Consider the following 12,751-nt stretch of genomic DNA (forward strand, 5'->3'; position numbering starts at 1 on the left):
CTTACGAAATAAAGGGAAGAGGCAATATGGATACACAACTTGATGCAGAGCTCAAAGCCAAGATTCTGGTTGAAGCACTGCCTTATATCCAGAAGTATTACGGACAGACCGTCGTGGTCAAATATGGCGGCAATGCCATGATCAATGAAGAACTAAAGGACGCGGTCATTCACGACCTAGTGCTGCTCAATCTGGTCGGCGTTAAGGTTGTTGTGGTACACGGCGGCGGGCCGGAAATCTCTGAAATGCTCAAGAAGATCGGTAAGGAGTCGCGCTTTGTCAACGGCCTGCGCTATACCGATCGCGAAACTATGGATATCGTTCAAATGGTGCTGTGCGGCAAGGTCAACAAGGATCTTGTGACGCTGCTTGAGAAGGCGGGCGGACGCGGTATCGGTCTGGGCGGTATGGATGGTGGTATGTTTCAGGCGAAGCGCCTGACCGATCGCACCGGCACAGATTATGGCTATGTTGGCGATATCGTCGATGTGAATCCTGCGCCGGTTATCGACGTGCTCGAGCAGGGGTATATCCCGGTTGTTTCGACGGTGGCGCAAGGCATTGACGATGAAACCAATTACAACATTAACGCGGATACCGCGGCTTGCAAGCTTGCGGTCGCGCTGGGCGCAAAGAAACTCATTCTGCTGACCGATGTGCGTGGCTTGATGCTTGATCCGGATGACGAATCGACGCTGTTGACCAATCTCAAGGTTTCCGAGGTGCCGCGTCTGATGCGCGATGGCATCATTAAAGGCGGCATGATTCCGAAGGTGGATTGCTGCGTGGAAGCGGTCCGCAAGGGTGTCGATCAGGCGAATATTCAGGACGGTCGCGTTAAGCATTCGATTTTGATTGAATTGTTGTCCAAGGTTGGCGTTGGCACGATGTTCCAGTGAGAAAGAAGCGAAATAAATGACATATCAAGAACTTAAGGCCGAGGAAAATCAATATGTGATGAACACCTACGGCCGTTTCCCGATTGCGCTCGACCATGGCGAGGGCGCGACTGTGTGGGATGTGGAAGGTAAAAAATACATTGACTTGGCATCCGGCATCGGTGTCAACTGCATGGGATACAACAACGCAAAGATTATTGACGCAATCACCACGCAGGCACACAGGCTGATGCATGTCTCCAATCTGTTTACTACCGAGCCGATGGTGCAGGTGGCCAAAAAGCTGGTAGAAAAAACGCATCTGAATGGCAAAGTATTTTTTGCAAATTCAGGTGCGGAGGCGAACGAGGGCGCAATTAAGTTGGCTCGCAAATATTCGTATGATAAATACGGTGAAGGACGCTACAAGATTGTAACGCTCATCAATTCGTTTCACGGTCGTACGGTCACTACGCTCAAGGCGACTGGACAGGATCGGTTCCACAACTACTTTTTCCCCTTTACCGAGGGATTTGATTATGCGGTAGCCAATGATTTTGACTCCGTGCGCAAAAAAGTAGACGACATGACCTGCGCAGTGATGATGGAACTGGTACAGGGTGAGGGCGGTGTGCTGCCGCTTGACCCGGATTTTGTCAAACAGGTGGAAGCATTGTGTCGCGAGAAGGATTTGCTTCTCATTATTGACGAGGTGCAGACCGGCATCGGCCGCACGGGCAGCCTGTTCTGCTTCCAGCAGTATGGCATCCGTCCGGATGTGGTGACTATGGCAAAGGGGCTTGGCGGCGGTATGCCGATCGGCGCAGTGCTGGCGGCAGAAAGCTGTTCCAAGGTATTGACTCCCGGCACACATGCCGCGACCTTTGGCGGCACACCGATCGTATGTGCTGCAGCAAATGCTGTGCTCGATACCGTTGGAGACGGACAATTCCTGTCTCAGGTGCGGGAAAAAGGCGAGTATTTGAAAAACGGGATTCTGGCGCTTGGTTCCCCCAATATCCATGGTGTGCGCGGCATGGGCCTGATGCTGGGCATCATTGTGGATGAAGGCAAGCATGCGGCTTTTGCCAATAAATTGATAGAAAAAGGCGTGTTGGCGATCACGGCAGGCAAAAACGCTGTTCGTCTGCTGCCTCCGCTGACCATCTCAAAGGAAGAGATGGACGAAGCGCTCCATATCATGAAAGAGGTGTTTTGATTGAAGCATTTACTCAAACTGCTGGATTGCTCGACTGAGGAGATCATTGGTCTGCTCGACCTTGCCGACCAGCTCAAGTATGAAAAAAAGCATAATATTTCCCACCGTCATCTGGAAGGCAAAAGCCTCGGCATGATCTTCCAGAAGTCCTCCACTCGCACGCGTGTCTCGTTTGAGACCGGCATGTACCAGCTGGGCGGTCAGGCGCTGTTCCTGTCCAACCGGGATTTGCAGATTGGCCGCGGCGAGCCGGTACAGGATACGGCACGTGTTCTTAGCCGCTATCTGGACGGCATCATGATCCGCACCTACGAGCAGAAGGAAGTGGAGGATCTTGCCAACTACGGCTCTATTCCGATTATCAATGGTTTGACGGACTTCTGCCATCCGTGCCAAGTATTGGCCGACCTGATGACCATCCGCGAGAAGTTTGCGGTACTTGAGGGCATCAAGATGTGCTACATTGGAGACGGCAATAATATGGCGAACTCGCTGATTGTCGGCGGCCTGAAAACTGGTATGAAGGTGTCGGTTGCAACGCCGGAAGGCTATCGCCCACACGCAGACGTTATGGCGTTTGCCGAGGGGAATCCGGACTTCTTCATCACGGACGATCCGATGAAGGCAGCCGAGAATGCAGATGTAGTCATCACCGATACTTGGGCATCCATGGGTATGGAGGCTGAGAAGGAGGTGCGCATGAAGGCGTTTAAGGGCTACCAGGTGAACGACGAACTGCTGGCCGCGGCCAAGCCCGGCTGCATGGTGCAGCACTGCCTGCCGGCATATCGTGAGCAGGAGATCACCACCAAGGTGTTTGAGGCACATGCGGATGAGATCTTTGAGGAAGCGGAGAACCGTCTGCATGCGCAGAAAGCGGTTATGGTTACATTGATGGGTAATCAGGACGCGTAAAGACAGAACACAAAACGAACAAACGAGGGAGGGGCAGTGCGCTCCTCCTTTGTTTCGCTTAGAAGGATGTGGCCTTATGATGGGGGTAACAGATTGAGTGCGAAGCAAATCGATTTTTCCAAAGGAAGTGTGCAGAAAAGCACACTGGCAGTTGCGGCGCCGATGCTGGTAGCGCAGGCGCTGAATCTGCTGTACAACATTGTTGATCGGATTTATATTGGGAAAATTCCGGAAGATGGAACAATCGCACTGGCAGGTGTGGGTTTGTGTTTTCCAGTGATAACGCTGGTGACAGCGTTTGCGAATTTGTTCGGATTGGGTGGCGCGCCGCTGTGCTCCATTGCGCGTGGTCAACAGGATGAAGCAGGCGCCCGCAAAATCATGACCAATGCCTATTTCATGCTGCTTTTGACAGGAATTGTGTTGACTGCCTTAGGAATTGCATTGCATAAACCGATTCTGTATTTGTTGGGGGCGAGTGATGCCACCTATCCATATGCCGCGTCCTATCTGACGATTTACCTGCTGGGAACGATTTTTGTGATGACCTCACTTGGGTTAAATCCATACATTAACAGCCAAGGTTTCGCACGCATTGGCATGCTGACTGTATTGTTGGGCGCTATGGCAAATATTGTGCTCGATCCCGTGTTTATTTTCGTGTTGGATATGGGCGTACGTGGTGCAGCGGTGGCTACCATCTTGTCGCAATTGTTGTCGGCTGCATGGGTGTTGCGCTTTTTGACTGGACGAAAGACGGAATTGCGTATGAACTTCCGTGCATTTCGGCCGGATTTCGGTTGCATTCGAAAAATTACTCTTTTGGGCACAGCCAGCTTTGTAATGTCGTTTACAGATTCTCTGGTGCAAGGGGTGTGCAACGCTATGCTGCGCCAGTTTGGCGGTGATTTGTACATCAGTGTGATGACCGTTATCAATTCTGTAAGGCAGATTGCGCAAACGCCGGTTATGGCCATATCAGACGGTGCTTCGCCTGTTATTAGTTTCAATTACGGGGCGCGTGCCTATAAACGGGTGCGGCAAGCTATCCGTTTTATGACACAGCTCGGTTTTGGATACACATTGCTGATTTGGGGACTAATTTCCGCTTTCCCTACATTTTTCATTCGCATTTTCAATCACGAGACAGAATTGATACACGCGGCTGTTCCTGCATTGCATCTGTATTTCTTTGGTTTTGTGATGATGGCGTTTCAGTTTGCCGGACAGTGTGTGTTCAAATCGCTGGGACGCGCGCGCATGGCTATTTTCTTCTCTATTTTTCGTAAGGTGATTATTGTTGTGCCGCTGACGCTGCTGCTGCCGCACATTTGTGGGCTGGGCGTCAATGGTGTATTTCTTGCTGAACCAATTTCCAATTGCGTTGGCGGCCTTTTGTGTTATGTAACGATGCGGCTTACTGTTCTCTTGCAGCTGAAACAAAAAGACGAAAGGGAAACTTCATCTTAGCATGTCTTTGACTTGCTTTTGCAGATTCTTTTCGGTATAATGTGTGCGAGAGAGCCCGCTGGGCTTGGAAAAGGAGAAAATACATGGAACTGCATTACGACATTACCAAGCAGGATTATATTGATTTTAACCTGAATTATTTCGTCAACAACGCGATGATACAGCGTAGCATCCTGATGACGCGCATTGCTACGGCGGTACTTGTCGTTGTGGGCGGTACAGTGCTGATGTACTGGGTCAAGGGGCTTAGTGTTCTATCGGTGGCCGTGTATTTGGCATTGGCGGCGCTGTGCTTTTTCGGAACGCCGTGGTATATGAAGCGTAAGGTAGTCAAAAACACAGAGCGCATCCTGAGAAATGCCAATAACAAGCAGTTGTGCGGTCCGAAAACACTGACACTGCGCGAGGACGAATTTGAGCTGTCTGGCGAAAACGAGGATACAGTTTACCAATATGAAGCTGTGCAGCGCACTGCAACGGATGCTGGGCATTATTATATTTTTGTCGATGAGTTTTCTGCTGTGATTGTGCCGTTTTCTGCGTTTGAGGATGAGACGCAGAAGAAAGCGTTTTATGAACGCATCACCGCGCATATTCAAGATGAAGCACTTAAGTGCTGAAAAAACTCCCCTAAGGGGGAGTTTTTTGTTTTGAGAGGGGAACAGCGTGTGATATGGTACGTCTAACCAAATAAATGAAACGAATGGAGGGGATCATGATGAAACGAAGAATGCTGGCGGTGGTGCTCAGCCTGTGCTTATTGCTACCGGTGACCGCCGGTGCAGCACAGGAGCAGGCAGTATGTGGGTATCCAATAGAGCAAACTATGCAGGAATTATCCAAAACGGTTAAACGTGGAGAGTTTCTGGAAGCGCTGGCAATCGCATCTGGTGAAAATCCGGCAGACAGTGCGTGGATCGACATGGCAGATTACTTTGTGGACGGTGCAGAAGCGTCTGACGGCGTTAAGTGGGCGTTCGCCAAGTGGGTTTTGAACGGCGATGGTAAGGGAGAAGACCGCGGTACACTGCGGCTTGATGATGATATCACCCGGCAGGAAGCTGCGGCGTTCCTCGGGCGGTATTTGGATTATCGCTATACGGAATTGCCGGCTGGCTGCGGTACTGGTTCCCCTTCGATGGATAACGTCGCGGACTGGGCGAAGCATGGGGTGATGCAGTGTTGGCTGTATGGTGTGATCGACACAAAGGGCATGTCTGATTTTCAGCCAAATGGTTTGGCATCTGGTGAAGAGGCGGCAGATTGGATCACCAATGCGAATGCCGTGACAGCAAGCGCCTACTGGACACCGGAAGAGGCTGGTATATTTGCCGACGCGCTGGTGCGTGCGGCTGCGCCGGAGGGGAATTGGGTGCTGTCGCCTTATTCCGCGCGGCTGTGTCTTGCCATGCTGGCAAACGGTGCCAAGGGCGAAACGCAAGCTGAACTGCTGGATGCTTTGCAGATCGACGATCTGGAAGCATTTAACCAGAGTGTGAAGGAATTGCTGGAAACGTATGACAGCTATGCTCGCATTATGTCGCTGGATACGGCAAACTCTATTTGGATCAACCAAAGCTGGTTTGACGGTAAGGGCGAATTTCTGTCGGATTTTTTGAAAACTATGGAGGCGGACTATCGCGCGACGGTTGAGGAAGTCACAAACAAAGACTCGGTCGAGCGGGTCAATGCATGGGCAAACGAAAAGACAAACGGCAAAATTCCTTCTATCCTGACCGAAGATAACCGCGAATTTGTCACGGCGTTGGTTAATGCCGTATATTTTAAGGCAGCGTGGGCAAACGAATTTTATGAACACAATACGGAAAAGGCTGACTTTGAAAATGCGGATGGTACAGCCGGAACCGTCGATATGATGCACCAGTCCGATGGCTTCGGTTATTATGCCACGCCGGGCGTTGAAGCGCTCAAAATGGACTATCGCAAATATGCGGTGGATAATGCCGAGGGTGACAACTGGGAATACTTCCGCGACGCAGATTTCAGCATGTATCTGATCAAAGCGGATAAGGAGATCGACGTGCAGCATTTGCTCGATCAGGCGGAATTCGTTTACGGCGATGTTAATGTCTCTATTCCTAAATTCAAGGTTGAATACAGCGCGGCGCTGGATGATGCTCTGAAGGCGCTTGGTGTTGAAACAGCTTATGATGCGGAAAAGGCCGATTTGACGGCTATGCTTGATTCGACTGGCTTGCCCGGCAAACAGCACTTCCTCGATACCGTGCTGCAAAAGGTGTATATCTCTGTCGACGAAAAGGGCACCGAGGCGGCGGCCGTCACTGCCGCAGTAGACGCTGGAGGCTCTGCCGAGCAGACCCGTCCGAAACTGGTGCGTGAATTCACTGCCGATTGTCCATTCTGGTTTGTGATCCGTGATAACGCAAATAAGGAGATTCTGTTTGTCGGCCGGTATGAAATGGCACAATAACTGGTTGACAAACCGTGCTTTGGGGTATAATATAGTCACATATAGTTGCAAAAGGCGATGACGGAAATCCCATAGATACTCCTAAGCACCTGTCAGAGAGCGGACGACGCGGCTGAAAGCGTTCGCAGGCGCTGGTATAGTGGCACCGATTCCTGAGCTCCGCGGCGGAAAACACAGTATGTCGCGGCGTTTCGTCCACGTTACGGACTCCAGAGCGGCAAGTCTATAAGCAGGCTTGCAAGCAGGGTGGAACCGTGGGTTTAGTATAAGCTCACCCCTGATTGATGTCGGGGGTGGGCTTTTTTTGTTCTCCCCGCAAAACAAAAAGGAGGAACACCATTATGTCCGAAGACAACAAGTACACGTTTGAAAACCCGGAATACCGCGATACCTATCGTCATACGGTATCACACATTCTTGCACAGGCGGTCAAGCGCCTGTATCCGGAAGTCAAGCTCGCGATCGGCCCGTCGATCGAAAACGGCTTCTATTATGATTTTGACGCACCGTTTTCGTTTACGCAGGAAAACCTCGACGCGCTTGAAGCAGAAATGAAGAAGATCTGCAAGGAAAAGCTCAAGCTCGAGCGCTTTGAGCTGCCGCGTGCCGAAGCTCGCAAGCTGATGGAGGAAAAGGAAGAGCCGTATAAGGTGCAGCTGATTGATGACCTGCCGGAGGACGCGACTATTTCGTTCTACAAGCAGGGAGAGTTTACCGACCTGTGCGCTGGTCCGCATCTGGATTCGACCGGACGTGTGAAGGGCAACGGTATCAAGCTGATGAACGTCACCGGTGCATACTGGCGTGGCGACAGCAAGAACAAGATGCTCCAGCGCATTTACGGCACGGCTTTCCCGAAGAAGGACGAGTTGGATGAATACCTCAACATGCTCGAAGAAGCCAAGAAGCGCGACCATCGTCGCCTTGGAAAGGAGCTTGGCCTGTTTATGCTGACCGAGGAAGGTCCCGGCTTCCCGTTCTTCCTGCCCAATGGCATGACACTCAAGAATACGCTGATCGATTACTGGCGTGAGGTGCATAAGAAGTACGGCTATGTGGAGGTTTCCACGCCGGTTATCCTGAGCCGTAAGCTGTGGGAGCGCTCGGGTCACTGGGATCATTATAAGAACAATATGTATACCACGGTCATTGACGAAGAGGATTTTGCGATCAAGCCGATGAACTGCCCGGGCGGCATGTTGGTTTATAAGTCTCAGCCGCACTCCTACCGCGAATTGCCGCTGCGCGTGGGCGAACTGGGTCTGGTACACCGTCACGAGCTGTCTGGCGCGCTGCATGGTCTGTTCCGCGTGCGTTGCTTCACGCAGGACGATGCGCATATCTTTATGACCCCGGAGCAGATGAAGGACGAGATCAAGAATACCGTCAAGCTGTTTGATGAGGTATACTCGGTCTTCGGCCTGACCTATAAGATTGAGCTGTCCACCATGCCGGAGGATCACATCGGTACGGTTGAGCAGTGGGAGCACAATCAGGATATCCTCAAGGAAGCCATCACGGAGATGGGCAAGGACTATGTCGTCAATGAAGGTGACGGCGCGTTCTATGGCCCGAAGCTCGACTTCCATCTGGCTGATTCCCTTGGCCGCACCTGGCAGTGCGGCACGATCCAGCTGGATTCCCAGCTGCCGGAGCGCTTTGAGCTTGAGTATATTGGTGCGGACGGCGAGAAGCATCGCCCGATCATGATCCACCGCGTTGTGCTCGGTTCGATCGAGCGCTTCATCGGTGTTATCACTGAGCACTTTGCCGGTGCATTCCCGACGTGGCTTGCGCCGGAGCAGGTGCGCGTCATGCCGATGACCGACCGCAACGTGCCGTGCTCGCAGGAAGTTATGCGCCAGCTGACCGAAGCGGGCTTCCGTGTGTCTATGGATGACCGTAACGAGAAGATTGGATACAAGATCCGCGAGGCGCAGGTGCACAAGGTACCGTATATGATCGTCATTGGAGACAAGGACGAAGAAAAGGGCATCATCTCTGTGCGCGAGCGCAAGACCGGCGAGACTACGCCGATGGAACTTTCTGAGTTCATTGAGAAACTCAGCTATGAAGTCAAGGAAAAACTGAAGTAAGAAAGCGCATTCCGGCAGGGTAGTTCGCAGGCTGGCCGCATACCGAAAGGGGATCTTGGTATGAAAAAGCTGATTGCTGTTTGTGTTGTCTGCATGCTGTCGACATTCGCCGCGGGAGCGGCGAACGTCGGCACGATTGACAACGGTTATCCGGGCGATACCGAAGCACAGGCGCAGATGCTATGTGATCTCGGTCTGTTTCGCGGCACGGAAAAGGGGTTTGAACTGGAAAAGCCCATGACGCGTGCGGAAGCCGCCGCAATGCTCACGCGGTTGCTCGGCGCGGAGGACAAAGCACTTTCCGGTGATTGGGCGCATCCGTTTACCGATGTGCCGCAGTGGGCGGACAGCTATGTCGGCTGGCTGTATGAAAGCGGGCTGACCAAGGGTGTCTCCACCACTATTTATGGTGCGGAAGAGAATGTCACTTGCAGGCAGTACTGTACGTTTCTTGCGCGTGCCGCCTCAGATGATGCGTCCTATGAACTTCTATTGTATGACGGTGACGCGGAGGAAGCTGCATGTGACGAAGCTGGTTTTGTCCGTGGGGACGCGGTTTCATTGTCAGTACGGCTGCTGGAGCAGTATTATACCAAATATGAAGATACCAACGGTTTTACGGTAGCACAGAAGCTCATCAATCAAGGTGTGTTCACTACGGAGCAGCTAAAAAACGCGGCATGGAATGTACTGCGCCGTGAATATAAGCGGGTCGGAAGTACGCCGTATGGTTCGGATATGGTGTTGTCCTGTGTGATCGCAGGGGTTCCGGTGGCACGGTGCAGCGATGAACGGATCTATGCTCTGTATGCGTCGCAACTGAATGGAGTATACGGCGAACGGAACGAAGCGGGACAGGAGTACCAGCTGTTTTGGATAGATCCTTATACGCTGCAAACGACCGAGCTGCTGCGCTGCGCATCGGGCAGCCAGACCGTCGCGCTGGGTCGCGCTGGCCGGACGGATTATCTGGTGCTGACGGAACCGAATCAGGAGAACAATATCCTGTGTGCAGTACGCGGCACTGCGGTGGAAGCCGTGATGGAACTGTCGGAAGACACGAGAAATCTGGTGATGTTTTCTTGTCTACAAGGCAAGGAAGGCTGTGTATTCCAGTATGACGACAGTACTTTTTATTGCCTTGAGGAAGATGGTATCCGTAAACTGCCGCTTGCCCCCGGCGAAAAATTGGTCAAGGTGATGCAGGATGGTCTGCTGGTGACACAAAATGTGTCGACAGATCATACAGTGATCTCTGCATGGACATGGGACGGCAAGGCGGCCGGCAGTTTTACAGTGGACAATGCCTATCCGGTTCCGGAAGGAATGGAGTCGGAGGATGCGGAGTATATTGCCTATTGGTGCAGCCTGTTTGCACCTAATTTGAAGAGCGATAACGGCACGGAGGTTTGGGGTACAGCAGGTTTGTACCGGGTGACGGACGGTGTATTGACGCAGGTGATAGATACGCCGGTATATGACTGCGAAATTGATCCGGCGGACGGCAGTTATGTGCTGCTCACATCTCCGGTTGATGAGCGTCCCGGCTTTTCTGGTGGCGGTGTCTTTACCCTGACAGGGACGCAGGTGCTTCGCATTGCGCAGGACGGCACACGTCAGATGTTGCTGGCAGATGAGCCGGATCACGGGCTTACTTTCTCGGAGATTTCGAAAGCGAAAGACGGAACAGTACAGGTGGTTTATACCTATGTGATGGGCATGGGCGATACGTATCGATATGAATATGCGGTGGAGAACGGCAGATTGCGTGCGTTGGTTCATACGCCTGGCATGGGATATTCCGGCTATACGGAAGAAGAATGTACGGCAGAGCAGGCGCGTCTCGATGCGCTGGGCGTTGGTGTCGGCGCGGACTAACCGCTACTCAAGCGCGCGAAAATTGTCCGAGCGACGGAATACCTTGACATGATACAGACGCCCCGGTTCAAGCGGTCCAAAGGCGAATTGTCCTTGATCATCGGTGTACAGTGCACCGACTGGAGTTTCCGGCGCGTCTGCACAGTAAATGGTAACGAGTGCGCCGGAGGCAGCTTTTCCGTCCGCGCCGGACACGGTGCCGAGCAGTGCGGGACGCTGGTCGGCTGATAGGGCGACTTTGGTTTCAACTACCTCATTGGCTGCGGGTTTGACAAAAAACGATTGCGAATAATTCACTGGGGCAAACCCCTTTCTGATACAAAGTTCTACTGACACTTTATGAAAATTTAATGAAAAAGGTGAGAAACACTATTATGGCAGATAAGAAAAAACTGGTCAGTGAGATCACATCCATGGATGTGGATTTTGCGCAGTGGTACACGGATATTGTTAAAAAAGCAGAAATGATTGATTACTCCTCGGTTAAAGGCTGTGTCATTATGCGTCCGTATGCACAGGCAATCTGGGAGAATATTCAGAAAACGCTGGATGGTATGTTCAAGGAGACTGGACACGAAAACGTCGCAATGCCGATTTTCATTCCGGAAAGTCTGCTGAAAAAGGAAGCCGATCATGTGGAAGGTTTTGCACCGGAATGCGCATGGGTGACGCATGGTGGTTCGGAAAAGCTGGAGGAGCGTCTGTGTGTGCGCCCGACCTCGGAGACGCTGTTCTGTGAGCATTATGCAAAGGTTGTCCGCTCGTGGCGTGACCTGCCCAAACTGTATAATCAGTGGTGCTCGGTTGTTCGCTGGGAAAAAACCACCCGTCCGTTCCTGCGCAGCCGTGAGTTCTGGTGGCAGGAGGGCCACACTGTGCATGCCACTGCGGAAGAGGCGATGGAAGAGACATTGCGCATGCTGAACATTTATGCGACGTTCTGTGAAGAATATTTGGCTATGCCGGTGCTCAAGGGAGAAAAGACCGAGAAGGAGCGCTTTGCTGGTGCAGAAAAGACCTACACGATCGAAGCGATGATGCATGATGGTAAGGCATTGCAGTCCGGCACAAGCCATTACTTCGGCAACGGTTTTGCCAAGGCATTCAATATGCAGTATACCGACAAGAATAATACTTTGCAGTATATGGAGCAGACCTCTTGGGGTGTCTCCACTCGTCTGATCGGTGCGATCATCATGACCCACGGTGACAATGAGGGTCTTGTGCTGCCGCCGCGCATCGCGCCGACCCAGTTGGTCGTCATTCCGGTTGCAGCACACAAGCCGGGCGTGACCGAAAAGGCGCAGGAGCTGCTGGATGTGGTCAAGGCGGCCGGTGTGCGCGCGAAGATCGATCTGTCCGATAACAGCCCTGGATGGAAGTTTGCCGAGTATGAGATGAAGGGTGTACCGCTGCGTCTCGAAGTTGGCCCGCGTGATATCGAGCAGGGTCAGTGCGTGCTGGTGCGTCGTGATAGCCGTGAAAAGACGGTAGTTAAGTTTGAAGATCTGGCAAGCACGGTACCTGCACTGCTGGAAGAGATCCAGAAGGCATTGTTCCAAAAAGCGCTGAAGAACCGCGAGGAGCATACCTACACGGCCAAGAGCTTGGATGAGATGAAGGAGATCATGAAAGATCATGTTGGCTTTGTCAAGTCTATGTGGTGCGGTGATCTGGCATGTGAGGAAAAAGTCAAGGAAGAGACCGGCATGCCCAGCCGCTGTATGCCGTTTGAACAGGAACAGATCTCGGATGTCTGTCCGGTGTGCGGCAAGCCCGCGCACAAGATGGTCGTCTGGGGCATCGCGTATTGATCTGCTCGGCAGATAATAGGGAAGGAGTA

Annotated in this window: 10 protein-coding genes; 9 read left to right on the forward strand and 1 reads right to left on the reverse strand. The window is 52.2% G+C overall.

Features of this window, described 5'->3' with window-relative positions; translation table 11 throughout:
- Positions 1-26 precede the first annotated feature (26 nt).
- The 8 genes from argB to ABGT74_RS08670 all read left to right on the forward strand — a co-directional run bounded on the left by argB (position 27) and on the right by ABGT74_RS08670 (position 10,908).
- Entirely contained in the window at positions 27-899 is an 873-nt protein-coding gene (gene argB, locus ABGT74_RS08635) for an acetylglutamate kinase (protein ID WP_297282574.1), read from the forward strand.
- A gap of 16 nt (positions 900-915) precedes the next feature.
- Positions 916-2,097 carry an aspartate aminotransferase family protein gene (locus ABGT74_RS08640; RefSeq protein WP_346705209.1) on the forward strand — a complete coding sequence of 394 codons (1,182 nt, stop codon included), beginning with the start codon at positions 916-918 and terminating at the stop codon, positions 2,095-2,097.
- A complete protein-coding gene (gene argF, locus ABGT74_RS08645) occupies positions 2,098-3,012 on the forward strand; it encodes an ornithine carbamoyltransferase (protein ID WP_297282576.1) in 915 nt (304 codons plus the stop codon).
- A gap of 162 nt (positions 3,013-3,174) precedes the next feature.
- Positions 3,175-4,482 carry an MATE family efflux transporter gene (locus ABGT74_RS08650; protein ID WP_346705236.1) on the forward strand — a complete coding sequence of 436 codons (1,308 nt, stop codon included), beginning with the start codon at positions 3,175-3,177 and terminating at the stop codon, positions 4,480-4,482.
- Between the two features lie 83 nt (positions 4,483-4,565).
- Positions 4,566-5,102 (forward strand): YcxB family protein, encoded by a 537-nt coding sequence (locus tag ABGT74_RS08655; protein WP_346705210.1) that lies wholly within the window; start codon positions 4,566-4,568, stop codon positions 5,100-5,102.
- Positions 5,103-5,197: 95 nt separating this feature from the next.
- Positions 5,198-6,934, forward strand: coding sequence for a serpin family protein (locus tag ABGT74_RS08660; RefSeq protein ID WP_346705211.1), 1,737 nt, complete (start codon positions 5,198-5,200; stop codon positions 6,932-6,934).
- 341 nt (positions 6,935-7,275) lie between these two features.
- Positions 7,276-9,030 (forward strand): threonine--tRNA ligase, encoded by a 1,755-nt coding sequence (gene thrS, locus ABGT74_RS08665; RefSeq protein WP_346705212.1) that lies wholly within the window; start codon positions 7,276-7,278, stop codon positions 9,028-9,030.
- Between the two features lie 60 nt (positions 9,031-9,090).
- On the forward strand, positions 9,091-10,908 hold the full coding sequence (locus tag ABGT74_RS08670; protein WP_346705213.1) for an S-layer homology domain-containing protein: 1,818 nt from the start codon (positions 9,091-9,093) through the stop codon (positions 10,906-10,908).
- Between the two features lie 3 nt (positions 10,909-10,911).
- Here the strand turns inward: ABGT74_RS08670 and ABGT74_RS08675 are convergent, their stop codons facing one another.
- Positions 10,912-11,205 (reverse strand): carboxypeptidase-like regulatory domain-containing protein, encoded by a 294-nt coding sequence (locus ABGT74_RS08675; protein ID WP_346705214.1) that lies wholly within the window; start codon positions 11,203-11,205, stop codon positions 10,912-10,914.
- 77 nt (positions 11,206-11,282) lie between these two features.
- Between ABGT74_RS08675 and proS the strand changes: the two genes are divergently transcribed.
- Positions 11,283-12,722 (forward strand): proline--tRNA ligase, encoded by a 1,440-nt coding sequence (gene proS, locus ABGT74_RS08680; protein WP_297282583.1) that lies wholly within the window; start codon positions 11,283-11,285, stop codon positions 12,720-12,722.
- Positions 12,723-12,751: the final 29 nt, after the last annotated feature.

The sequence above is a fragment of the uncultured Agathobaculum sp. genome (genome assembly GCF_963927765.1).
In the GTDB taxonomy this organism is placed as follows: Bacteria; Bacillota; Clostridia; order Oscillospirales; family Butyricicoccaceae; genus Agathobaculum.

Bases quoted from the DNA above. Each gene is read 5' to 3' on its own strand.
- ABGT74_RS08660 (WP_346705211.1), top strand. From the start codon at position 5,198: ATGATGAAACGAAGAATGCTGGCGGTGGTGCTCAGCCTGTGCTTATTG.
- argB (WP_297282574.1), top strand. From the start codon at position 27: ATGGATACACAACTTGATGCAGAGCTCAAAGCCAAGATTCTGGTTGAA.
- thrS (WP_346705212.1), top strand. From the start codon at position 7,276: ATGTCCGAAGACAACAAGTACACGTTTGAAAACCCGGAATACCGCGAT.
- proS (WP_297282583.1), top strand. From the start codon at position 11,283: ATGGCAGATAAGAAAAAACTGGTCAGTGAGATCACATCCATGGATGTG.
- ABGT74_RS08650 (WP_346705236.1), top strand. From the start codon at position 3,175: ATGCTGGTAGCGCAGGCGCTGAATCTGCTGTACAACATTGTTGATCGG.
- ABGT74_RS08640 (WP_346705209.1), top strand. From the start codon at position 916: ATGACATATCAAGAACTTAAGGCCGAGGAAAATCAATATGTGATGAAC.
- ABGT74_RS08670 (WP_346705213.1), top strand. From the start codon at position 9,091: ATGAAAAAGCTGATTGCTGTTTGTGTTGTCTGCATGCTGTCGACATTC.
- ABGT74_RS08655 (WP_346705210.1), top strand. From the start codon at position 4,566: ATGGAACTGCATTACGACATTACCAAGCAGGATTATATTGATTTTAAC.